The sequence below is a fragment of the Alteromonas sp. 1_MG-2023 genome (genome assembly GCF_030547075.1).
Classification (GTDB): domain Bacteria; phylum Pseudomonadota; class Gammaproteobacteria; order Enterobacterales; family Alteromonadaceae; genus Alteromonas.
Genome location: NZ_JAUOQH010000008.1, coordinates 86,143 through 110,749, shown reverse-complemented (window position 1 = coordinate 110,749; position 24,607 = coordinate 86,143). Strand labels below are relative to the sequence as shown.

General features: G+C 42.2%; 21 protein-coding genes. 10 read left to right on the top strand and 11 right to left on the bottom strand.

Features of this window, described 5'->3' with window-relative positions:
- Positions 1 to 69 precede the first annotated feature (69 nt).
- Both Q4561_RS10515 and Q4561_RS10510 read left to right on the top strand, forming a co-directional pair.
- Positions 70 to 1,491, top strand: a complete 1,422-nt coding sequence (locus Q4561_RS10515) for an O-antigen ligase (RefSeq protein WP_303460047.1) — start codon at positions 70 to 72, stop codon at positions 1,489 to 1,491.
- 60 nt (positions 1,492 to 1,551) lie between these two features.
- On the top strand, positions 1,552 to 1,962 hold the full coding sequence (locus Q4561_RS10510) for a 3-phosphoshikimate 1-carboxyvinyltransferase (RefSeq protein ID WP_303460045.1): 411 nt from the start codon (positions 1,552 to 1,554) through the stop codon (positions 1,960 to 1,962).
- A 121-nt stretch (positions 1,963 to 2,083) separates the two neighbouring features.
- Here Q4561_RS10510 and Q4561_RS10505 read toward each other — a convergent pair whose 3' ends face one another.
- The 5 genes from Q4561_RS10505 to Q4561_RS10485 are packed head-to-tail and all read right to left on the bottom strand — an operon-like array spanning position 2,084 to position 7,524.
- Complete coding sequence (locus Q4561_RS10505) at positions 2,084 to 2,800, bottom strand: VpsP family polysaccharide biosynthesis protein (RefSeq protein ID WP_303460042.1); 717 nt, start codon at positions 2,798 to 2,800, stop codon at positions 2,084 to 2,086.
- A 5-nt stretch (positions 2,801 to 2,805) separates the two neighbouring features.
- Entirely contained in the window at positions 2,806 to 3,522 is a 717-nt protein-coding gene (locus Q4561_RS10500; RefSeq protein ID WP_303460039.1) for a tyrosine-protein phosphatase, read from the bottom strand.
- Between the two features lie 8 nt (positions 3,523 to 3,530).
- Positions 3,531 to 5,747, bottom strand: a complete 2,217-nt coding sequence (locus tag Q4561_RS10495) for a polysaccharide biosynthesis tyrosine autokinase (RefSeq protein ID WP_303460036.1) — start codon at positions 5,745 to 5,747, stop codon at positions 3,531 to 3,533.
- Between the two features lie 29 nt (positions 5,748 to 5,776).
- Positions 5,777 to 6,325, bottom strand: a complete 549-nt coding sequence (locus Q4561_RS10490; RefSeq protein WP_303460034.1) for a polysaccharide biosynthesis/export family protein — start codon at positions 6,323 to 6,325, stop codon at positions 5,777 to 5,779.
- On the bottom strand, positions 6,322 to 7,524 hold the full coding sequence (locus tag Q4561_RS10485; protein ID WP_303460031.1) for an outer membrane beta-barrel protein: 1,203 nt from the start codon (positions 7,522 to 7,524) through the stop codon (positions 6,322 to 6,324). The genes Q4561_RS10490 and Q4561_RS10485 overlap by 4 nt, the downstream gene beginning before the upstream one ends.
- A gap of 771 nt (positions 7,525 to 8,295) precedes the next feature.
- Here Q4561_RS10485 and Q4561_RS10480 point away from each other — a divergent pair.
- Positions 8,296 to 9,750 carry an undecaprenyl-phosphate glucose phosphotransferase gene (locus Q4561_RS10480; RefSeq protein ID WP_303460029.1) on the top strand — a complete coding sequence of 485 codons (1,455 nt, stop codon included), beginning with the start codon at positions 8,296 to 8,298 and terminating at the stop codon, positions 9,748 to 9,750.
- 221 nt (positions 9,751 to 9,971) lie between these two features.
- Positions 9,972 to 10,904, top strand: coding sequence for a hypothetical protein (locus Q4561_RS10475; protein WP_303460028.1), 933 nt, complete (start codon positions 9,972 to 9,974; stop codon positions 10,902 to 10,904).
- 183 nt (positions 10,905 to 11,087) lie between these two features.
- Here the strand turns inward: Q4561_RS10475 and rplT are convergent, their stop codons facing one another.
- From rplT to thrS, 4 genes are all read right to left on the bottom strand, one after another.
- Positions 11,088 to 11,444 carry a 50S ribosomal protein L20 gene (gene rplT / locus Q4561_RS10470; protein WP_013784592.1) on the bottom strand — a complete coding sequence of 119 codons (357 nt, stop codon included), beginning with the start codon at positions 11,442 to 11,444 and terminating at the stop codon, positions 11,088 to 11,090.
- Between the two features lie 17 nt (positions 11,445 to 11,461).
- Positions 11,462 to 11,659, bottom strand: coding sequence for a 50S ribosomal protein L35 (rpmI, locus tag Q4561_RS10465; RefSeq protein WP_012518091.1), 198 nt, complete (start codon positions 11,657 to 11,659; stop codon positions 11,462 to 11,464).
- Positions 11,660 to 11,772: 113 nt separating this feature from the next.
- Positions 11,773 to 12,321, bottom strand: coding sequence for a translation initiation factor IF-3 (gene infC, locus Q4561_RS10460; RefSeq protein ID WP_126873690.1), 549 nt, complete (start codon positions 12,319 to 12,321; stop codon positions 11,773 to 11,775).
- Between the two features lie 98 nt (positions 12,322 to 12,419).
- The gene (gene thrS / locus Q4561_RS10455; protein ID WP_303460027.1) at positions 12,420 to 14,336 is read right to left on the bottom strand and encodes a threonine--tRNA ligase; all 1,917 of its coding nucleotides are present in this window, start codon (positions 14,334 to 14,336) and stop codon (positions 12,420 to 12,422) included.
- Positions 14,337 to 14,746: 410 nt separating this feature from the next.
- On the opposite strand from thrS, the gene Q4561_RS10450 reads away from it, so the two are divergent.
- Both Q4561_RS10450 and Q4561_RS10445 read left to right on the top strand, forming a co-directional pair.
- Positions 14,747 to 15,601, top strand: coding sequence for an SDR family oxidoreductase (locus tag Q4561_RS10450; protein ID WP_303460026.1), 855 nt, complete (start codon positions 14,747 to 14,749; stop codon positions 15,599 to 15,601).
- Positions 15,588 to 16,754: a DUF3080 family protein gene (locus tag Q4561_RS10445; RefSeq protein ID WP_303460025.1), complete on the top strand. Its 1,167-nt coding sequence runs from the start codon at positions 15,588 to 15,590 to the stop codon at positions 16,752 to 16,754. The genes Q4561_RS10450 and Q4561_RS10445 overlap by 14 nt, the downstream gene beginning before the upstream one ends.
- On the opposite strand, the gene Q4561_RS10440 is transcribed toward Q4561_RS10445, so the two are convergent.
- Both Q4561_RS10440 and Q4561_RS10435 read right to left on the bottom strand, forming a co-directional pair.
- Positions 16,751 to 18,019, bottom strand: a complete 1,269-nt coding sequence (locus Q4561_RS10440; protein WP_303460023.1) for a mechanosensitive ion channel domain-containing protein — start codon at positions 18,017 to 18,019, stop codon at positions 16,751 to 16,753. The two genes, Q4561_RS10445 and Q4561_RS10440, sit on opposite strands and share 4 nt — an antisense overlap.
- A gap of 299 nt (positions 18,020 to 18,318) precedes the next feature.
- Complete coding sequence (locus tag Q4561_RS10435) at positions 18,319 to 18,948, bottom strand: CPBP family intramembrane glutamic endopeptidase (protein ID WP_303460020.1); 630 nt, start codon at positions 18,946 to 18,948, stop codon at positions 18,319 to 18,321.
- Between the two features lie 537 nt (positions 18,949 to 19,485).
- Between Q4561_RS10435 and Q4561_RS10430 the strand changes: the two genes are divergently transcribed.
- From Q4561_RS10430 to Q4561_RS10415, 4 genes are all read left to right on the top strand, one after another.
- Positions 19,486 to 20,343, top strand: coding sequence for a MurR/RpiR family transcriptional regulator (locus Q4561_RS10430; protein WP_303460015.1), 858 nt, complete (start codon positions 19,486 to 19,488; stop codon positions 20,341 to 20,343).
- Positions 20,344 to 20,668: 325 nt separating this feature from the next.
- On the top strand, positions 20,669 to 21,232 hold the full coding sequence (locus Q4561_RS10425; protein WP_303460012.1) for a DUF924 family protein: 564 nt from the start codon (positions 20,669 to 20,671) through the stop codon (positions 21,230 to 21,232).
- Positions 21,233 to 21,348: 116 nt separating this feature from the next.
- Positions 21,349 to 22,629 (top strand): amidase, encoded by a 1,281-nt coding sequence (locus Q4561_RS10420; protein ID WP_303460010.1) that lies wholly within the window; start codon positions 21,349 to 21,351, stop codon positions 22,627 to 22,629.
- A gap of 181 nt (positions 22,630 to 22,810) precedes the next feature.
- On the top strand, positions 22,811 to 24,388 hold the full coding sequence (locus tag Q4561_RS10415; protein WP_303460009.1) for a gamma-glutamyltransferase family protein: 1,578 nt from the start codon (positions 22,811 to 22,813) through the stop codon (positions 24,386 to 24,388).
- Positions 24,389 to 24,607: the final 219 nt, after the last annotated feature.

The window sequence follows — 24,607 nt, the reverse complement described above, 5'->3', positions numbered from 1 at the left end:
TTATTAATGGTAGAGCTCGTTAGTTTTGGTGATCGTTCGTGACAACGATCGTTAGTGAGTCGATAGTAAATGCTGAGTGTTAACAATAGAAAAACCGAAAAGTTTCTTTTCGGTTTTCTTTTATTTACCCTTTTTTGGCTACCTATTCCTTTAGGGGCAAACCGCCCGTGGGCGTGGGCGCTGATGCAAGTCTCTGTTTTTGCTATTAGTGCACTATTAGTCGTTTTCCATTTTCGCAGTGTTACTCTAGCTGTACGACAATATCGTTATTTTCTACTTTTATGGTTTTTATTTCTTGCATGGCAGTTACTAAACTTAGTCCCCCTGCCCGCTTCACTAATTGGTACACTTCGACCAGAAAAATTACTCCCTGAGTTTGTTTCCTTACCTAATGGCATTAGTAGAATAGCGTCGCCTAAGTGGCTGGCCCTTAGTTTTGATGTAGGCCAAAGCCAAATAGTATTTATGAAGTCGCTTTGCTATTGCCTACTATTTTTTAGTGTATTGGCTATGGTTCGCTCTACCTCACGATTAAAGCTGGTGCTAATTGCTATAAGCGCTAGTGGTATTTTTCAAGCCATTTACGGCTCGCTTGAAGTATTATCGGGCATGGAGTACAGCTTGGTATTTCAACAGCCTGTTACTCACATTGCTACCGGCAGCTTTATATACAAGAACCATTTTGCAAACTACTTACTACTTACCTTAAGCGCTGCACTCGGTTATTTAATTGCCAGTTTAGGCGAAGACGATGGCATGTCTAAAAGGGAAAGAATGCGACGATGGTTAAAGTTTTGGTTAGGTAATAAGGTGTTATTTCGAATTGGCATTATAATAATGGTTATTGCATTAGTAATGTCGCGCTCCAGAATGGGAAACACGGCCTTTTTTGTTAGTATGACGGTAACTGCAGCATTGGGCTTATGGTATTTTAAACCCCGGCAGAAAAGCTATATAGCGCTATTCGTGAGCATGCTAGTTATCGACATTATGATAGTAAGTAGTGTATTTGGACTTAATGAAGTAAAGCAGCGCTTAGAACAAACTGATTTAGCGCAAGAGAGCCGCGATGAAGTAATTACCGACGCCCTGCCATTGTTAGCCGATCACCCCTTAATTGGAACAGGCGGCGGTACGTTTTACACCGTTTACCCCCAATTTCAAAGCGACAGCATCCAGCATTTTTATGACCATGCTCATAATGAATATTTGCAATTTAGTATTGAGTTTGGCCTGGTAGGTTCATTGTTCATGGGCATATTTGTATTGTTATGTGGTATTAATGCTTTTAAAGCGTTTAAAGAACGCCGTCACCCCCTACCCCGAGGCGCAGCTTTTGCGTGCTTCATGGCAATTATCGGTATGGCTATGCACATTAGCGTAGACTTTCCCCTGCAAGCGCCTGCGAACACGGCTATATTTATTACACTATTAGCATTAGGTGTAATGAGTAACCGTATTCGGGTTAGAAAACCAGCAATACACAGTTAAAACCATGTAATGAAGCTCTAGTTATGGGCTAGTTATGGATTTATTTATGGAGCAAGCCACGTGGTTTTAAAAGTTAATCACCCTATTCAAGAAGAACCAAACATAAAGCACATGCTAGAAAGAATGCCTAAGCATGTGGTTAACTCGTTTAGCGAAGAGCAACTTACCCATATTAATAAAGCATTGGCAGGAAGACGCTGGGGCAAGCATAAATTAGATTTAAGAGGCACCCTAGGTATTGGCCGCAGCCGTTTTTACTTCGTACTTTTAGGAGGCAAAGATAAGCGCGACCCTTCACGTATTGAAAGTAAAATCGGGCAACTAACTTTGGCTGCAGGCTTTACTTTTTTTATTATCTTCTCGCTTGCCGTAGGTATGGTGTTGCTTTATATATTGAAATCTTGGCTGGGTATAAATTTGTTTGAGGATTTTTCGTTAGGATTATGGGACTGGCTGAAAAGTATATTGTAATCGAGTGCTGCATAGTTAATAGCTAGATAGTTAAAAGCTGAGTAGTTAAAAGCTAGTTAGTAAACAGCTAGTTAGTAAACAGCTAAGTAATCAAAACGCCTCTAAGATTAAAGCAATATACTTAATCGTAGGTAATGCAATTAGGTATTCGCTTTCTGACTGGATAAGACGCCGTTTGCATCCATCTACAAGCAGGCTCTTCAACTTCATATTTCACAATACTTTGAACAATCTCATTCCTACTGTGTGGGTTAAGTAGCCCTAACTCCATATGGTGCTTTAGCAGTTTAATCATTTTTATGTATTCAGGTGACCGCGCAGCGAAATTTGCTAATCCAAACTCAACAACAAACTTGTGTACCACCGCATCTTGCGGGCCAACTTCTATCGCTTGATTAAGAAATTGATAAAACGTGCTATCTACTTGATTGAGTTTCCACTTAACCGATGCCAACCCTACCCAGCTTGCAGGCCATAAAGGTCGAATCGCCAAGCTTCGTTGGTAATTAATAAAAGCGCCTTTCAATAAGGTCTCTTCATTAGCGGATATATAAGCATTCCATTCATAAAGTTGCCCTAGCATCTGATAATACAGTGCATTATCGGGAAACATTGATATAGCGGAATCAAGCTTTGTAATGGCTTCATTCACTTTTGATGCATTTACCAAGTTAGCGTTAGCTTGCCACGATTCTAGTTGATTATTTACGCGATAATAATAATTACTTGCTACAAAAAATTGCGCGCTCCACACTAGCCCCCAAACGGCCGTAGCGAAAAATGCTACACGAATGGCGCGCTTAACAAGCAGTTGGTTATTTTGGTATAACGCTGACATAACCACTAATTAACCCCTATTATGCTACTAGGCATAGTAACAAAGGTTTGTTGTGCATAGGCTTCATCTAATGCCGCTACTACTGCAAATGCTTCTCCCATGTCGTTAGGTCTACGAACAGTATCGTGCGTATCAGATGCCACTACGTGAAAACGTTGGCTTGCTAACATCGTTAGTGCAAATTCTTGTACAGGTTCGCCGAACCGCCCTGTAAGCGCCCCAGCGGTAACTTGAAACCAGCAGCCCAACCTGTGCAACCAATCAAATTTATGCTGTTCTCGCAACAGTTCACGGTTTCTCTCTGGGTGGGCAATAAGTGGCTGAACATTGTTTCTTAATAACCATTTAATTAACGGTTCTAAGCCAGACGGTACATGGCTATGTGGCATTTCAAGCAACATCACCTTTTTTCCATTTACTTCACCTAAAAACGGAACGGCATTTTGCTTTATCCAAATAGGAATATGTTCAGATACCCGTAATTCTGCGGCATAACTTAAACTAAGGGGAATATTTTGGCGGCGAAGCTCTAATACGAGCTCGTTAAAACTAGTTTCAATAATGGCTGGGGTATTATCAAAAAAGCCTGGGTGCATATGTGGGGTACAAACTAAATGGGTAACACCGCATTCAAGTGTTTGAATGGCCATGTCAATAGACATGGCCATGGTTCTGGCACCATCATCAATACCAGGTAATATATGACTGTGAAGGTCTATCAAATAATTTATTAGCTGTTTTTATGACTAGTATAATCATACTGATCATAAAACCCGCCGTACCTCTGTGCTACATCCGACTTTCGTAAGTCTACTTGATTTAACACTACCCCATCAAGACGATGCCCCACTTGTAAGAAGCGAGAAAGACCAGTGTTAATAACTTTTTCGCTGGTACTATCGGCACGAACCACATAAATAATAGAGTCGCACGAGTTAGCAATAACCATAGAGTCACTTACCGCTTGAGTAGGCGCAGTATCTACCACAACGTACTTATATTGAGTTTTCAGTTGCTGAATTAGCTCATCGAAGCCCTTGTCGGCAAGTAGTTCTTGAGGGTTCGAAGGTATGGTGCCCGCTGAAAGAATATCAATATTACCTTCTTCATCGCGTACCAAGCACTCATCAAAACTGTGTGTTTTAAGAATAAGGTTAGCAACACCCGGTTGGTAGTTAGGAATATTAAACTGCCTGCCTACTGTGGGCCTACGTAAATCTGCATCAACCAATATAGTTTTATCTAACTGCCCTAGCGCAAAGGCTAAGTTTATTGATACTGTCGTTTTACCTTCTTTCGGCACGCTCGAAGTAACCATAATTGCTTGGTTATCTTTATCTAGGTTCAATAAAGACAAACTAGTACGTAAGGTTCTTACAGACTCTGCAAACTGATGTTTCTTACCATCGAAGTAAGTGCGAATGGGCAGCTTAGTTTTCTTCTTATGCGCAAGCCATGGAATTAAGCCCAGCATACGCTGCCCTAGCTTACGTTCTACATCTTCTACCGAACGAATACCGCTATTCAGTGTTTCCATGGTAATTGCTAAGAACACACCAAAGCCAAGACTGAATACAAACGCTGCACCAATTAATAGCTTTTTATTGGGTTCTGAAGGTATATACGATACAACAGCATTATCTAGTATTCGCGCATTAGCTGATTCAAAACCACCTAACTCATCAGTTTCTTTTAAACGAGTAAAGAACGAGTTATATAACTGCTGATTAATATCTACATCACGCTGCAGCGCTTTACGTTGGTTATCTAATGCAGAAAGGCCTCGGAATTCCGCTTTTGCTACCTCTACTTCTTGTTTCAACTGTGCTACGCGCTGTTCTGAAACTTGATATTGCGTAGTAATACTAGAAATAAGATCGCGAGTTTGAGTGTTTAAGGTTTCGCGAATAGAAGAAAGCTCCGCGTTAGCTGCTATCATTTTTGGGTGTTTAGGGCCAAAAACTTTGCTTAGTTCAGATACGCGGGTCATCGCTTTTGATTCGTCGCGGCGAACGCCCTGAATGGTAGGGTGATTTAACACTTCCGGTAACCTTGCTATATCTTCAAGGGTTACGTTGTTACGTGTTTGTCTGTAGATAACCGCGTTTAACTTCAAAGCAGTTTGAGCATCTAGAAGTTGCGTACTTAAACGTTCCAACTCGTCTGCCGCTAAGCCTACAACACCGTCTATATTAACTACTTGATTGCGTTCGTAAAATAACGATAAGTTCTTTTCAGCAATATCTAGCTTGTCTTTCAAACCTTCTAAGCTTTCAGTAAGAAAAGATGTAGCTTTGGCGGTCATATCAAGTTTTGCTTGAAGGTAATTTTCAATGTATACATCGGCAATGGTATCAGCAATTTCCGCTGACAACTGAGGCGACTCAGTGGTTACTGAAATCTTCATAACCTGGGTATTGTCTACCATGGTTATTTCAACTGCACGCATCAGTTTAGATACCGCTGAGCGTTTTTTGGCTGCAACAATTTCTTCTTCAGTACGTTCCACCACCTCTTCTTGAGGTAAAAATGGCAGCATGCCTTTAGCACTATCAATAATAGAGTCGACGACGCCAGGACCTTCCTCTGGTGGCATAAACCTGTCGTTCAAGTGCAAATTCATACCTTCGACAGTACGCTCGGCAATTTGACGCGAACGTAGAATTTCGTATTGGGTCTGCATATAGTCTTTACGCTTAGTATCTAAACCATAAACTTCTTCAATAGAAACAACATTAGCGTTTTCTGAATCAACTAATATAGTGGTAGACGACGTATACAGTGGCGTCATCCGCATTACTAGTAACGCTACTAATATAGTGAACGCTATTGCTAACGAAACAATACGGAATGCATAACGTTTAAGTATTCCAAGATAGTGCGCTATATCTATAGTCTCACTATCTAGAACACCATGATTAACATCGTCCCTATGATTTACTGCCATCTTATTTTTGTATCCTGAAATTCTTATATTTAGAAAAAGCGTTGCTTGACGTTGATGATGTCACCAGGCTGAATCATGTCGCTTACTGTTACGGTAAAACTACGTGTTGTGCCATCTTTCTCTCGAACTATCGTTATTTTATCTCTAGCCGCTCGTTCAGTGTAGCCGCCAGCAAGCGCTGCTGCTTTATTCACCGATAAACCTGGCTGGTAAGGATAACCACCGGGTCGCTTTACTTCACCATCAATAAAGAAAGGGCGATAATCAATAATAGTCACTGATACCGAAGGGTTTACTAAATAATCCCCTTTCAAACCCTCATAGATAAGCTGCTCGACTTCACCTAGCGTTAACCCTACTAATTTCATTTCCCCCATGAAAGGGTAATTGATAGTGCCAACGTCGGGTAAGCGAACTTCCATCGACAAATCATCTTGCCCAAATACATTAATGCTAATTCTGTCACCAGAGCCCAATTGATAGCGGCTCATGCTCAAATTGCCTTCTTGCGCAAAGGCGTTAAACGACATAACTACTATAAAAAATAACGCAAAAATATAACTAACACTTTGCTTCACAGGCTAACCTCAGCAGATAAACCAATTACACTTCTGTCGTAGCCAATAGTATCTCGGTTACTGTCTCTGTCATTTAACGTGTAATATAAAGAAAAGCTTAAATAACGACGCGCCTGATAGTTCAGCGCTGCAGTATAACGCATAAGATCATCTTCCCGATTTGCTATACCGTCTTCATCTAACACGTATTCGTCGGTAAGTTTGCTAATACCGGCTGTTGTACTTAAGCGCTGTAGCCACTCGTGTTCCCACGAAGCCACATAATCTCTGCCACGAATGAAGTTACCTTCACCGTTTGTTTCACGGGTATCAGCACTGGTAGAAAAACGAAATGTTGAGTAAGTAACAGGTTGCCATTCAACGCCGGCTTCCCAATCTATACCATAGAATGTGCTACGCGTTGCAGACTCAAAATCTTTTTCGGTATAACCGATTTTGGCAAAGCCAGTGGTTGCCGCAGTGCTTTCCCATGTTAGTCCACCCAGAACACGTAACGTGTCACTGTCTAAACTGGTTGCAGGTGATAACTGGAGATCATAACGAGTGTAAGTGTTAGTAACATCTAACACTAAGGCTGTGGATGGTGCAATTTTATAGGCAAACTCTGCACCTATTTTGTTCTTAGCTCGATCGCGAAGTAAATATGCTTGTTCATCTCTGTCGTAATCTAATGTTTCACGGTTTGCTTTAAAGGTGAGCATACCGTTAGAAGTTAAAGCTCCGTACTCGTACTCAGCACCAACATACGTACTTTTGTACGTATCAGGGCTATTAATGTCGCTTCCGGAGCCTAATGAAAAGCCAGTACCACGGTCTTCATGTCCATCTTCAAACTGAGCAGTTCCCGATAAGCGATGGCGACTGTTTAGGTCATAGTCACCACTTGCTTCAAAAAAGTGGTCGGTATAGTCATCTGCGCTACTTGAAAAATATACGCCTCGCTCTAAACGATAACCGAATTGAACAGGGTTTCCGTCAATTTCAGTTGCAGCAATAATTTCAGGAGATAACGTTGCACGCCAGCTATAAATTTTAGGTTCACCATCACGAGCATAAGCTACGTTGTCTACATAACTCATTGAAGTGGTGAAAGTTGGGATAATGTCGAATTGGCCAGCTTCAATACGGCCAGCCTCTTGTGCGTGTGTAATGGCGCTAATTACAGACAGTGCAACAAGGCTTGTTGTCCTTTTAAACATACTCGCTCCTAAAATTTTTCGGCTTCATCGGCTTTAATAAACAGATGTTGGAATAAAACAGTGCAACATCTGCCCGCATGCTCAAAAAAGCACCACCGACTTCTTCTTGTAACCGTTATGAGTGTGAAATTTATTATCTTTCAGTTATTGGCCTAGTGGTATGCTAATACTGTGCCATGCTAAGCAGTCTATTTTTGACTTTAACAAGTCCAGTCTATCTTTCACTTTGTTTATTGTGCATACCTAAACATCGTAGTTATGCCTCTAGTTATGCCTCTAGTTATGCCTCTAAATAAGGGCCCATGCAGAAATTACTAAGCCTAAACCTTACCTAGAATAGCTATAAAATGTTGCAGCAGTGTGTCTAATTCACTGGCATTTTTTTGTTATGCAAAACCTGCGTCACTACTTTTGTTATCGAAAATAGCGCAAAAATAAAGCATTAAAATAGTACTTGATAGCTATATTACAATATCAGTTGGCTAATTGCTTTCAATAGTTTTGTAATAAAATTACAACGTGCTTATACTATAGTTTAGCTGAGCAGTAATAACTAACACTTAGCTTGCACGGCGTAAATTTCTCTTCGTGTTATTTATTCGTATTCCGGTACATATTTTGCTTTATTAAACTTTAGTTAAGTTCTAAATGGGCCTTAACTTGAACATGCTAAAGTGAAAACTTTAGCAAAAGCTTATAATAAGCGCGGTAGTCTTTTGCTTCATTGACAATTGAAGTCGGCGTGAACTTTTATTTCTTAGAGATACTTACATGGATAATAAAGTAGCACCTAACCAAGTCCTTAAATCTCACGAGGTTGAACCGAATTCCTCTGGTGGGCTAGTTGTTAGGAACCAGAGTGGTTTCTCGACCATATATAGGCTTATTGATTTATGCCTAGTGACCTTACTTTATTACGCGTCAGCGTTTTATTACGGTAGCCCGGTTACCGCTGGTAGCCTTCTTTTTCTTTTTGTTTTTGTTATTAGTTTCCAGTTATCCGGTGAATTTGTAGAGCTTTACCGTTCTTGGCGTGGTCACAGAACGAATGAAATGCTACGTGCAGCCGCTATAGCGTGGGCGCTAAGTATGTTATCTACCACTGCTTTTGGGTTCTTTTTCTTTGGCGATTTAAGAATAACGCCTCCAGGCGTTTTATTATGGGCTTCATCTTCATTTGTGGTGGTACTTGCTTGGCGCTACGTAATGCGAAAATTTCTTTTTCGCCTTCGCCGCAGTGGCTTGAACTCCAGAAAGTCTATTGTGATTGGTGCCAGCCAAGTCGGTTACAATATGGCTAATCAAATCGTTTCAAATGAACATTTAGGTATTCGCTTTTTAGGCATGTTCGATGATAGAAGTGAAGACAGATTACCTCATGAATTCAGAAACCAGGTATTAGGTAATATTGAATCGGCTATTGAAATGGCTAAGCGCAATGAAGTGGATTACATATACATTGCCCTACCAATGAGTGCAGAGAACCGCATTCGTAATATTCTTGAAAAGTGTAGTGATACCACAGCTAACGTTTATATTATTCCTAACTTCTTTATGTACAACCTATTAAATGCCCGCTGGCAGTCTATTGGTTCGGTACAAGCGCTAAGTGTTTACGATACGCCATTTCAGGGTGCTAGTGATATTTTAAAACGCTTTGAAGATATTGTACTAAGCATACTTATTTTGATGATGTTGGCTATTCCTATGCTAGGTATTGCGGCGGCGGTTAAGTTTACTTCTAAAGGCCCTGTAATATTCAAACAAAAGCGTTACGGCCTAGATGGTAAACAGATTACGGTTTATAAATTTCGCTCTATGACTACGCAAGATAACGGCGCCGTAGTGAAACAGGCTACGAAGAACGATGCCCGTTTAACGAAGATTGGCGGCTTCTTACGTCGCTCGTCTATTGACGAACTACCGCAGTTTATTAACGTACTTCAAGGCAGGATGTCGATTGTAGGCCCCCGCCCTCACGCTGTAGCGCATAACGAAGAATACCGTAAACTTATTACTGGTTACATGCTTCGTCATAAGGTGAAGCCTGGCATTACCGGTTGGGCACAAGTGAATGGCCTACGGGGTGAAACAGAAACAGTGAACAAAATGGTGCAACGTGTAGAGTACGATTTAGATTATATTCACCGTTGGTCGGTATGGTTCGATATTAAAATTGTATTTATGACAGTGTTTGGTGGTTTAGCAAATAAAAACGCTTACTAAGGTTTTTAAGAACTAAAGTTTCACTTCATAATTCCTAAGTAAAACAGTGAAGCCTCAACATCATGTGTTGGGGCTTTTTTGTTTCTTTTAAAGCTATATTTAAATTTGCAGCACAAAGAATATATGTAATTTTCAAGACAGTATAAGTAGCGATTTTAATTGTAGTTTTCGATATGTTGAGTGTATAAATGAGCAATACTCTTTGCACTCCAAGGTGCCCCATGAAGTACATATTACTGATAAGTGCGTCATTTTTACTCACTGCGTGTAGCTTTTCACGTACAGACAGCATATTGCTTGCGGAAAGCGCATCGCCCTCAGATAGCTTTTCTTCTACACAAAACGCTTCACCGTGGTTAGTTATTGATAACTTCGAAACGGGAAAACTCGATGATTGGCATTTAGCTGATACCCAAAACGATACCAACCCATTCGTTGAAAAAGCGCAAGTTACTGAAATTCGGCTACACGACACAAACGCGAATATAAATACGACCACCTCCCCTACTTTGCCAATGGTCAACAACGGTTATTTAATCAAAAAGCCCGCCCCAGACGGTATTGTGGGCAATAGGAAAGCCCTAAGCTTTAAAGCACTGCCTGTACCTGTAAAAATAGGCGACACCTATACCTTCTATACCAGAATTCGCGTTGAGCGCTTTCCTAACAACCATGCATTTGGCATTAGTAATTTGCCCCCTAATGAGATACTAGCGCAGGGCTACAATGCTTTTGAGCCCACGTTAAGGGTAACTGACAAGTATGAGTCGAATGGGTATAAGAATGACGGCAGCTTAATGGTGAAAATAGACAGCACAGACAAGTACCGCCAATACGCCAGTGTAAAAAATGCTGACAACAAAGCATCAGAGCCCCTTACGGTGGGCGAATGGTATGAAATTTGGTATGTGGTTAATAACGCCACAGTTGAAAATGGCGGGCAAAAATATAGTGTTTATGTAAAAGGCGGCGAATTTAGCCAGCAAACTTTAGCGTATGAAAATGCTAATTTTAGAATGAAGCGGGAATTACCCCTGATTTATTTTTTGGCTAATAGCAATACTGGGCCAATTGATAAACCATACGGTAATGGCGGTTTAGCTTATGATGACATTTATATGAGTGAGGGTGTGAATTTGTCTACGCCTTATTAAATGCATTTATTAGCTGTGAACTATTCGCTCTTTAAAACAGTTTAGCTTGGGTCTCGTTTATCGTTTTTTGAACGGTGTTATCGAAGAGCTCGATTGACAGAAATTTTTAAACGCCAGAAACGAAAAAAGGCGAGCATCCTGCTCGCCTTTTTCCGAAAGAACTTAAACTTAATTAGTTAATAATTAAGCTAATGCGCCTTTAGCCGCATCGACTAGTGCGCTGAAAGCCGCTTTGTCATGTACAGCGATGTCGGCAAGGATCTTACGATCGATTTCAACAGACGCTTTTTTCAAACCGTTAATGAAACGGCTGTATGACATACCATTTTGACGTGCAGCAGCATTAATACGTGCAATCCACAATTGACGGAATTGACGCTTACGCTGACGACGGTCACGGTAAGCATATTGACCAGCTTTAGTTACGGCTTGTACCGCTACGCGATAAACACGTGAACGAGCACCGTAATAACCTTTTGCCTGCTTGAGGACTTTTTTGTGACGTGCACGTGCTACCGTGCCGCGTTTTACTCTAGCCATTAATCAGTCTCCTAAGTCTATACGTACGGCAACATGCGCTGAACCAATTTGGTATCAGAATCATGAACCAGTTTCTTGCCACGAAGGTGACGTTTACGCTTAGAGCTCTTCTTAGTCAAAATGTGACGTAAGTGAGACTGTTTGCTTTTAAAGCGGCCAGAACCCGTTTTCTTAAAACGTTTGGCGGCACCGCTTACAGTTTTCATTTTAGGCATTGCTAAAACTCCGCATTGTTAGTATCGACGCTGGGTATGCAGTTACCGGTTGTCGGTTAATGTTTAGCCGCAGGGTGTTTTGAGATTGCAGTACCTCAAAAACTTTTAGACCACTACGACTTCTTAGTTGGGGCTAGCACCATGATCATTTGGCGGCCTTCCACACGACGTGGGAAAGACTCGCACACAGCAATCTCTTCCAAATCCGCTTTAACACGGTTAAGAAGTTCAATACCGATCTCTTGGTGCGCCATTTCACGTCCGCGGAAACGGATCGTAACTTTGGCTTTATCACCACCTTCAAGAAAGCGACGCAGGTTGCGCAGTTTTACCTGGTAATCGCCTTCATCAGTGCCAGGGCGGAACTTAATCTCCTTGACCTGAATTTGCTTCTGTTTTTTCTTCTGCTCTTTCTGAGCTTTACTTTTTTCAAAGAGGAATTTGCCATAGTCCATAACTTTACAGACTGGCGGCTCAGCATTCGGACTGATTTCTACTAGATCAAGACTGGCTTCTTCAGCAAGTTTCGTCGCTTCTGCTAACGTTACAATGCCGGCTTGCTCACCGTCTTTGCCAATTAAGCGAACTTCTTTGGCTTTGATTTCATCGTTTATGCGGGCTTTGTCGCCCTGAGCCTTGTTATTAGCGCCTTTAATGTGCATTCCTCCAAACATTTAATTCTTCTGTTTGCTTACCATCTGTCTTTAATTCAGTACTGATAAGCAAACACCGTCGTGTAGTATACACGAAAACCCTCAAACTATTTAATGGTCTTTTCTGCCACTTCCTGATTTGCCATGGCAATAAAAGCTTCCAGGCTCATTTTACCTAGGTCGTCGCCGCGTCGTGAGCGTACTGCTACTTCGCCAGCTTCCATTTCTTTATCGCCTACTACTAACATATAAGGAACACGCTTGAGAGTGTGCTCGCGGATTTTAAAGCCAATCTTCTCATTTCTCAAGTCCGACTTTGCTCTAAATCCACTTTTTTGCAGTTTTTTTGCACATTCTTGTGCATATTCACCCTGACTGTCGGTAATATTTAGAATTACCACCTGCTGAGGGGCTAACCAAAGCGGGAAAAGTCCGGCGAATTCTTCGGTAAGAATACCGATAAATCTTTCTAGTGAACCTAAAATAGCTCTGTGGATCATAACAGGCACTTTACGTTCGCCGTCTTCAGCTACGTAAGTAGACCCTAAACGCCCCGGCATAGAGAAATCTAGCTGAACCGTTCCACACTGCCATGCTCTGTCTAAGCAATCATGAAGAGTAAATTCAATTTTAGGCCCGTAGAACGCACCTTCGCCTGGCAAATAACTAAACTCAATATTTTTCTTATTAAGTGCTTCTGCCAATGCAGCTTCAGATTTATCCCAAATTTCATCACTGCCTACTCGGCTTTCAGGACGAGTAGAAAGTTTTACCACGATTTTTTCAAAACCAAAGGTATTGTACGCATCGTAAACCATGTCGATACAGCTACCCACTTCATCGAGTATCTGTTCTTCGGTACAAAACACGTGTGCATCGTCTTGGGTAAACCCACGTACGCGCATTAGACCGTGTAAGCCACCTGATGGTTCATTACGATGACAACAACCAAACTCAGCCATACGCAACGGAAGGTCGCGGTAAGATTTTAAGCCTTGGTTAAATATTTGAACGTGACCTGGGCAGTTCATTGGTTTAATCGCGTATTCACGTTTTTCAGATTCAGTGGTAAACATGGCATCGCCAAATTTGTCCCAGTGACCCGATTTTTCCCACAACGAACGGTCCATCATTAATGGGCCTTTTACTTCGCCGTAGTCGTACTCACGCAATTTACCGCGGATAAACTTTTCTAATTCGGTGTAAATAGACCAGCCGTCGTTGTGCCAAAACACCATACCCGGCGCTTCGTCTTGGAAGTGGAACAAGTCTAGGGTTTTACCAATTTTACGGTGATCGCGTTTTTCAGCTTCTTCTAAGCGCTGTAAGTAGGCTTTAAGTTGCTTTTTATCAGCCCATGCGGTGCCGTAAATACGCTGCAACATTTTATTGTCGCTGTCGCCACGCCAGTAAGCGCCGGCTACTTTCATAAGCTTGAAGTTTTGGCAGAATTTCATGTTAGGCACGTGAGGGCCTCGGCACATGTCTACGTATTCTTCATGGTGGTACAACCCTGGACGATCATCATGACTGATGTTCTCATCTAGAATTTCCATTTTATAGGTTTCACCGCGTGCTTCGAATGCATCGCGGGCTTCTTGCCAGCTAACTTTGTTTTTAACAACGTTATAGTTAGTTTTAGCTAGTTGAAGCATACGCTTTTCAAGCTTTTGAATATCTTCCTGGGTTAGGCTTTGTTCCATATCAACATCGTAGTAAAAACCGTTGTCGATAGTAGGCCCAATTGCCATTTTGGTGTTTGGCCAAAGTTGCTTAATAGCATGACCTAACAAATGCGCGCAGCTGTGGCGAAGAATTTCTAAACCAGCTTCGTCTTTTGCGGTAATAATTTGTAGTTGAGCGTCTGACTCAATAAGGTCTACTGCGTCTACCAATTCGCCATTTACTTTACCGGCAATAGTCGCTTTCGCTAAACCTGGGCCAATATCGTTGGCAACATCTAATACAGAAACTGATTGGTCGAAAGCGCGCTGGCTTCCATCAGGAAGGGTAATTACTGGCATGATATGTCCTTTACAGTGGTGACGCCTACTCTGCGCCACTTGCATTTTAATTTTAAAACACCATTTTGGTGTTAAAGCGATGTCGTTATATTCATTGCAATAAGCTAGATTAGCTTCATTGGCTATATAACCTGAAAACGTAATAAATAACGTGAGAACCGTTTACTCTTTGCCGACTTCCATACTTGGGTCGGCCGTATAAACGATTATCGATGGGCGATTATAACGGCTGAAAATGCACTTGCAATGGGTAAGGGTATTTTCCGTGCCTTAGCGCCCACATTTTCTCTTTCTTACTACCAATAGTTTGTGTTGTTACCCTGTTTTTCAACCGATTCTTACGTATTCTTATCTTTAAATTGTTGGAAATGCTGTCAAACTTATGCAAAAAGCACTAGTTACCATACACAATGAATAAACATCACGAACAAACTCACGCCCCCGTTGCCCTTATTACCGGTGCCGCCAAACGCATTGGTGCCACCATGGCAAAAACACTTCACAGCGCAGGCTACCGCGTTATTGTGCATTACGGCCATTCAGCCGTAGAGGCTAACGCATTAGTTAGTTCGTTGAATGCTATAAGGCCTAACAGTGCTGTTTGTTTACAAGCCGATTTGTGTAACTTAGATGACATTGCTCGTTTAGCACAGCAAGTCACTGCGCCGAATGTGTTTGGTCAAACTCAACAAAATGCAGCAGAGAGTACTGAGAGCGCAGAAGAAATCGCTGCAGAAAGTATAGCCAGTGCAGAGAGTGTACATGGCATAGATGTATTAATTAATAATGCCTCTAGCTTTTATCCTACCCCCCTTGGCGACATTGCTGAAAACGACTGGAACAGCTTAGTAGGTAGCAACGTACAAGGGCCCTTGTTTTTGTCGCAAGCGTTGTGGCCGGCATTAAAAGCAAGCAATGGCTGTATTATCAACATGGTTGATATGCACATAGACCGCCCACTGCCCCACCATACGGTGTACGGCCTTGCTAAAACTGCACTAGCTTCTATTACCCGTTCACTGGCCGTTGAAATGGCCCCAGAAGTACGGGTAAACGGCATTGCGCCAGGCGCTATACTGTGGCCAGAAAGGGAATTAGAAGCGAAGCAAAAAGCACAGTTGTTAGATAGCATTCCACTTGGTGGATTAGGCTCGCCTGAAGATATCGCCAACACCGCTACATTTTTAATTTCAGCTAAATACATTACTGGGCAAATTATTTATGTAGATGGCGGCCGAAGCCTACACACCAATGCACCAGCTTAAGCATTTTATCGCGGCAATAGCTACGGTGTTACCTGTGGTGTTAGCCTTATTGTTAAGTTTAGTATTATTACAGGGGTGCTTTGGCCCGCCCAGTATTGACGACACCATGGATGAATACACCAATCGCCTTTCCAGAGTGTTAGATGGCTCTTTAACGGAAGATATCCATAAATTAGAAAATAGTGCTTTATTAAAAAATAGCGCTTTGAATAAAATTGGATCGCAAACACATGCCTTGCTACTAATACCTTCCCAAACCTACCCTTCACTTTCAGACGTCGGCAATAACGTAACTACCTTGAATATTAATATTAGGGAGTTTTATGCCATACAAGATTGCGAACTTGGCCGTATAGTGGCCGAACGAAACACGGCATTGGGTAAAACCCAACTGCCTTCGCAACGCTTGCAATACGAACATAGAGTGCTAAACGCCCTAGCAAATTGCGAAGCGAGATTGAAGGCGGCTGAAGACCCCATTGCTACTACAGTGGGTGAGTGGCGTAAACAAAAGCAAAGTCAGTATGAAAGTGTATGGGCGAACGTGGTGCAAACTAGTTCTGAAATAAAGCTAGGGCTTAGCATGGCGGCATCACCGCTATTAGCAAGTGGTAATAAAGATGCCAAAGCATCTGTGAATGCGCTTAATTTTGTGAACAGTTTATCTGATATTACTAGGTTTGACGCCACCAGCGAAGGTGGTGTTATAAAAGATAGCGAAGAACTAGAAGAGCAGTTGCAGATTGTTGCCTCTTCTCGGCTTCCAGCAAAGCTATGGCAAACTCAGGCTGTATTACACAATCGCTTATTGATGCTTAATGAAACTCTTCCAGGCGCTCTAAGTGAAATAGATTGCAGCAACGGCATGAATAGCGATAAAGCCGAGATATTACGTAACGTCTTTTATTTATTCTTTATTGAACAAATTCAACCTATCGCTAGCACGCTAAATAGCTACCACTACCAGCTTCAACCACTATGGCAGCAGTGGAGCGACAGTGAAGTATTAAGCGAGCCATTTAAAGCTCATATTCGCACTCATGGCATTGATAACTTCGCTGAGTACTCTGCTGTAATGCACGCCCACGTAAGCTTATGGCAAGACTTTCTGGGGCGCTGTAACTTATCGCCAACCGCATCGGGCGCTAACTAAAGAATATTCTCACCGCTTTCGGGGTCGCGCGCTTTTTTGGCTTGCTCTCGAATATCTTCGGCTTCACTGCTTACATCATCAGTTTCGTGGTCTAAATTTGCACTGGAGCCGGAATTGAATTTCTCGTCTGATGCGCTATTTTCCGTAAATGTATCCGCCTCGTTTTTGGCCTCATTTCTAGCCTCTTCTGTGGCCTCTTCAATAGGCGATACACTGCTTCTTGTTATGCCGAAATTTTTATCTTCGTTAAGGGAATACGGTTTATTCAGCGATGTGAAACCCGTGCTGTTATCATCAATAACATTGCTGCTTTTAGAAGCCTTATTTGAAGTTAGCGCTAAGCCGTCAGGGAAAATACGCTCTCTTGCATCATCCGGCATACTAATATTTTCCTCAGTGAAGCGGCCAACGATTTGGCGCATCAGCAACGACGACATTTTAAGTACGCTGGTGTCTTCAACATTCACCCAAAAATACATTTTTAAGTTGTAGGTTGATGCGCCTAAATTATCTATTAATACCTGTGGTTCTGGATCTTTCAGCACTTTTGCATGGCTAGATATAATTTCGACGGCAAGTTGTTGTGCATTGCGAATATCAGCATCGTACCCTACGCCCAGCACAAAATGGCCACGCATAAGTGGGTTGGCAGTTAAGTTTTTAATCACGCCTTTATAGATAGTCGCGTTGGGAATTTGAATATGGTTACCGTCGAAGTCCACCATAGTGGTGGCCCTTGAAGTTACCTTTTGAATAATGCCAGTGAACTCGTTTATCTCGACAATATCGCCAATTCTAAATGGACGCTGAATAGTAAGCAGTAAGCTAGATATGAAATTTTCAGCAATATCACGAAACGCGAAACCAAGAATTAACCCTACTACCCCAGTACCACTGATAACAGCTACCGCGAAGCCAGTTAACCCTGCCATGAATAAAAACAGGTATATACCGAGCAATATAATGACCAAGCTAATAGAGCGCTGGGCTACCGATTTTATTAATGGTGTTAAGGAAGAAAACGAGAAAGGTTTAAGTAATAATCGCGATAAAGGCCCCGCCGCTACAATAAACAGAGCCATGATTAATAAGCCCACGCCTAGGCCCGGCAAGCGATACAAAAAGCCATGCCACAAATCTAACAACACCGATTGTGCTTCGGTAAAATTCTCTACACCAGATTCAGTTACTCCATCAGCAGCAAATAAATCTACAGGTAATGCTGACAATGCTGAAAACGCAGTCAATGAATCGATAATGCTCATCTTCGCTCCTTGAAATGAGGTTGTATTTACACATACGGCTAGCAGCACACGCTGCGCATCAATACCTCAGTCATTATTTGTTAAAACTAATACACCAAAAACCATACACTAAATGGCCGATCCTAAAAACCATACGCCTTAAACCATTCTCGATAAACCGCTCTCTTTAAACTATAAACCAAAAAAGTATAACTAAACGGCGACCGAGGGGTTTCACTTGGGTTTGGTACATTTAAGTTAGTGTATTAGTTTTGGAGAATAGTTCAGTCGATTGGTTAAAGAAAAAGCTAATAAATACCTTATACGCCAGACACAACCAAATAAGAGCCTAGCCCTATGGTGAATAAAAAACTTCCCCAAATCGCATGTTCTATTACCACTATAGGTGTTGAATTGGTTTGCATATAACGGTAACCAAATATAGCACCGCCACACCAAGACATAACCACAGCCACCCAATTACCGTAAATTAAATGTGCCAAACCGAATACAAACGTACTTAAAATCCACCGCGCATATCGAGAGGGTAAAATACGTTTATAGCGATGGAAAAAAAAGGTTCTGAAAATAATTTCTTGAGGAATAACCGACACAATAGGGTACACCAATAAGGTGACCACCCACATCCAAGGCTGGTTGATAGGCCAGTGTAAAAACAGTTCGGGTTTAACTAAATACACACACAACGCAAGCAAACTTGCCCAAGGCAGAAACAGTTTCAGCGTACTTTTTAAATGCGGCCCGCAATCTTCCCAATGCCATAAGCGGATTCGTTGGAATTGTTTATCGGCTAGCAACACACCTAAACAAAATAAACACACTATGCCCAATATCGGCATCAGCCAATCAGCGACGTGGTTAATCCAGTAAAGTACGGCAATGGGCAATGCAAGGAACAACAAGATCAGTTCAGACCATAGCTTTACCACGAATAACTCCTACTTCATTGCAAAATGATGACGTAAATATGAATTAAAAAAGAAGGTGAAATTATAGTCCAATATTAGTGCCAATACGCGTAAAAATGGCACCTTGCAACCTTAGACATTAGGCTTAAATTTTTATCAAAATAACTAAGTCACCAAGACCAATAGGTTTTTTAATTTTTACGCAGTAGAAGGTATGTATAAAAGAAAGTGAAAAGTAAAAAGAAAGGGAAAATAAAAGAGTGTGGTAATGTGCCCTGCACCTTGTTTATACCTATTGATTGCAACTAAAGGGTTTTTCGGTGTGTAATATATGTGCATGAAGGGTGAAAGAATGGAAAGATTTGCAGAGAGTGTTTTTTAATTATCGATGACTTCCCGATGGCTTTTCCTTGCCTTTTGATCGGCTTTTCAGTGACTATTCGAAAATCATTCTGAACGAAACCATTGCGCAGAGGGTCTTGATTTAAGGCACAGCGAAACGCATATTCATTCATTATCCTATTAAGTAAATTACAGAGCAGTTAAAGATTACTCCTTATGGCCAAAAATTCGAATGATGTCATTAAGCAAATAGAGAAGCACTATGCATCTTTGTCTCCTTCAGGCCAGACCATAGCCCAGTATTTACAGCGCAACCCTATTGCCATTGTTACTCAGTCTACCGCTCACATAGCAGAACAAACTAAAACTTCGAAAGCCACGGTAAGCCGTTTTTTCCGTCAACTAGGGTTTGAGTCGCATCAAGAAGCAAAAAATACCTTGCTGACATTGCGCGAACAAGGTGTGCCGGTTAGCCCCAGTACCACAGCGGTTCTGCAACACGAGCAAGAACTTAATAACATTTCGCAAACCTTCGACAATTTAGATATTGATACCCTGAATGCTATTGCAGAAAAGTTGGCCCACGCGAAACAAATTACCTTAATTGGGTTTAGAAACGCCTATCCCTTAGCCTTGCATTTTCGCCAGCAACTTAAACAAATTCGTACTTCTGTTAGGCTTTTACCCCAACCAGGACAAACCTTAGGGGAAGATTTAGTCGATTTGAGTGCAGATGACGTTGTGGTGTTATTTGGCTTTCGCCGGCGCACCCGTCAGTTTAAACATATTCTACATAGCCTTTCGCACTGCCAAACCATTCTTATAACCGATCCTACTGGGCAGGTGTACCGAGATAACGTGAAGCATTTATTGGTTTGTCATTTAGGAAACCATGTTAGTGCGCCGTTAGATAACTTCGCCCCATTCGACAGCTATGCCGCCCCAATGAGCTTGGTTTCTACCTTATGTAACTTTACCTATTCTGCATTGGGCGACAGCGCCTCTAAACGAGTTGAAGCCATTACTAGCCTGTATGGCGACCTCGATGAACTCGAGCCTTCAGAGCGAAAATAAAACTAACTGCTGTTAATTGATTAATTTTTAAGCAAGAATGTAAGGTCGTTTAAATAAGAATGTAGGATCGTTAAAACAATCGTATAGGTCGTTTAAGCAAGAAGAAAGAATCGTTTGTACTGCTCGTACTGAATGTAACGAATGATGGAAACGACTAAACGTAACGATCGAATCATTAAATAAACACGTATAACGTTCACGTTATGAAAATACGATAAAAACGCGTGTTGCCGCTCGGGCGAGCTTGGCTACTCATCCAAAGCCCCATAATGCCCGTGTAAAAAGGCACCTTAGTACATGTTGTTGAAGTTGAGTTGGAGTTGAAATGGACAAATCTCACCTTGTTATAGAAGAGTCTAGCAGAGTTTTAGACTTTTGGTTTAATACCCTGTCATCTTCTCAGTGGTTTATGAAAGATGCAGCGTTAGATCGCACCATCGCATCAGAATTTTTAACTCTTCACCGCGCGGCATCTCAAGGTGAACTATGGCCTTGGCGCGCCACCCCTTCTGGCCGATTAGCAGAGATTATTTTACTCGACCAGTTCTCTAGAAATATTTATAGGGGCACGCCTCACGCTTTTTCGCAAGACCCAATGGCATTAGTACTTGCGCAAGAAGCGGTAAGCGTAGAAGCCGATAAAGTATTAACTGCCCAACAAAGTGTATTTCTATATATGCCTTTTATGCACAGCGAATCGTTAGTTATTCACGATATTGCCCAGCAACTTTTTGGGGTTCCCGGTTTAGAGCAAGAATATGAAGAAGAACTAAAGCACCTTAAAATAATTGAACGTTTCGGCCGCTACCCTCACCGCAACCTAATTTTAGGTAGAACCAGTACGGCAGAAGAAGAAGCATTTCTTACCCAAGAAGGCAGCCGGTTTTAGTCTGATTAACTTTCTTTAGCGCGACTGTTAAGTAGATTTGAATACACCTGACATGTTTTAGTAACAAACGTTTCACTTGACAACAAAGAGAAACGATTGTTTCATAGGCGTATCTTGTGACTATTGCGAATGTGCCTGTGTCTTCTCCTTTTGTAAGTATTTCCGCTGAAAATAATTCAATTGCTCAAAACGCTTCAGATACTAGCTCTGGTACTGACTCTGGCGATGCTTCTCAATTAGATGCAAAACTGGCTGGCTTAGGCTTAGCAGTAAAAGATTTATTTCATATAGAAGGCCTTCCTACCGCCGCAGGCAACCCAGATTGGTTGGCTACGCATTCGATACCTACCGTCACTAACAGCACAGTGAGTAAATTATTTAGCGCAGGCGCTACATTCAAGGGTAAAACCATTACCGATGAATTGGCCTATAGCCTACACGGCCAGAATAAACATTACTCGCAGTTGGTTAACCCGTCGGCGCCGGCGCATATACCCGGCGGTTCCTCTTCGGGCTCGGCCGTTGCTGTATCGGCACATTTAGCTGATATTGGTTTGGGAACTGACACTGGTGGTTCTATTCGTGTGCCTTCTAGTTATCAGGGTTTGTGGGGGCTGCGTACTACCCACAACGCAATACCGTGTGACAACATGGTGGCACTTGCACCGTCTTTCGACACCATAGGTTGGATGACCCGTGATTTAGATACATTAGAAAAAGTTAGCCAAGTTTGTTTAGCTGATGCTGCGCAAGAAGAATTGGTTGCAGCGGAAAGCGACGCAGATACAAGCGTAGTCCGAATTGGTGCCGCTCAACACTTGCTACAAAGTGCTAAACACGGTGTTTTAGCTACGAAATGGCTTGAAGCACTTAACGAAAAAGCGGATAGCGGCGATTCGGGTTTTACTATTAGCCCTATTACCGAACACGAATTAGATTTAACTGCGCTTAATACTGCCGCGACGTTTCGCGTGTTACAAGGCGCTGAAATTTGGCAACAACACGGCCAGTGGATAACAGATACATCCCCTGACATTGCCCACGATATTATGCTTCGATTTAATTGGTGTAAAACAATTTCAGAACAAGAAATTGAAGATGCCAAGAAGCAGCAAGTGGCGTTTCAACAATACATAAACAGTTTATTTGAAACTGTAGACGTATTGTTGATACCCACAACTCCCGGCGTTGCACCACGGTGCGATGCTGACGAAGAAACACTAGCGAACGATAGGAACGCCCTGCTTGCGCTTACCTCAATTGCAGGTTTAGCAGAGCTTCCACAAATTCATATGCCGCTATTTACCCTACAAAATGCCCCATGTGGTTTATCATTGGTAGGCAAAAAAGGCAGCGATCTTGCACTCATTAAGCTAGCAAAAATACTGACAGCCTAATGAACTTATTTTCACAGGGCTAAACTGACGTAGTCATTTCTGATTTAAAAATGACGTAGTCGCTATAGATTTAAAATGACGTAGCGCTACTTATTTGAAATGACATAGTCCTGGAGGCTTAGCCGGCTTAACATGAAAACAAGGTCGCACTTGCCAAATAACAAATGGATAAAAAAAGACAATGAGTGAAAAACATAACGTAGGCTTCACTGCCCCTCACTTTGCGGCATCGCAAGTGGGATTGAATATTTTAGAAAAAGGCGGCACCGCGATTGAAGCCATGGTGGCCGCAGCCGCGTCTATTGCCGTTGAATACCCTCACATGAATGGTATGGGTGGCGATGGTTTTTGGCTCATTAGCGAGCCTGGCAAAGCCCCTATTGGCATTGATGCTTCAGGCGTTGCGGCATTAGGTGCTACCCCTGAATTTTACAAAGACGAAAGCGCTATTCCTAGCCGAGGCGGAAAATCAGCCCTTACTATGGCCGGTGCTGTTGCAGGTTGGAATGAAGCATTAAAAATAAGTCACCAGTGGCAAGATGGGTTATCGCTTAATACGCTTTTTGATACTGCAATTAGTCAGGCGAACTGGGGGATTGAAGTTACGCAAAGCCTAGTAGACGCCAGTAATAAAACCTTCGACGATTTAGCCGGCGACCCAAATTTTGATCAGTTCTTAATTAAAGGCAAAGCCCTTAAAAAAGGCAAAATCCTGAAACTGACGGCGCTGTCTAAAACACTTAGCCACTTAGCGAAAGCAGGGCTTGATGACTTTTATCATGGCGAATTAGCTAGCAAACTGGCTACCGATTTGGAAGCTGCGGGCTCACCTATTCGTATTGAAGACTTTAATCAATACAAAGCGCAAATTGTAGAGCCGCTTTCGGTTACTACCAGCAAAGGCACCTTGTATAACTTGCCTGCGCCTACCCAAGGTGTGGCCTCGTTAATCATTTTAGCGCTGTACGACAAAGTGCAGCACTTAGGCTCTACCGATGCCGACATGGTGCACTTATTAATTGAATGCACCAAACAAGCGTTTATTGCACGAAATGCGAACGTTACCGACCCTTCACGTACGCCGGTTGATTTATCTAGCTTATTAACTGATGAATCGTTAGATGAAATGGTAAAACACATTTCGCTAGATAAAGCGCAACCGTGGCCGCATGTAGCGAAACCCGGCGATACCATTTGGATGGGTGCCTGCGATAGCGAAGGCCGCATGGTGAGTTACATTCAATCGCTGTATTGGGAATTTGGTTCAGGTATTGTTAGCCCACAAACAGGCATTGTTTGGAATAACCGAGGTACCTCGTTCTCGTTAGATCCAAAAAGCAACCAATACTTAAAACCAGGATTAAAGCCGTTCCATACGCTTAACCCTGCGTTTGCCGATTTAGCAGATGGGCGCAGAATGAGTTACGGCACCATGGGCGGTGAAGGTCAGCCACAAACACAAGCTGCCCTATTTGCTCGCCATATTTATCACAACCAGCCTATTGATAAAGCCATTGCCCTTGGCCGTTGGTTATTAGGCCGTACTTGGGGTGATGAAAGTAACAACTTAAAAGCCGAGCGTGATTTAGCCGAGTATGTAGGCGAAAGCCTTATTGCTCGTGGCCACGAGATGGTGACTGTCGATCCTTGTAACGAACTGATGGGCCATGCGGGCGCGGTTATTCGCACGCCAACTGGCGCAGTAAGCGCAGCAAGCGATCCTCGCAGCGACGGTAAAGCCTTTACTGATAAGGTTTAACTGCGCAGCTTAATCGATAGGTTCTACATCTATCGATAATAGTTAACCCTTTAACGGGTTTAACCAACTACCCAAGCCGTTTTATCGGTGAGTTGCTTTTGGCTTATTTTTAAAGGACGTCCACCCCTTTAAGGTAAGCCAGAGCAACCCACCATAATTTAATTGTGGCCAAAGTATTTATAGACACAAATTTATATACACAAATTGGTATACAAAAAC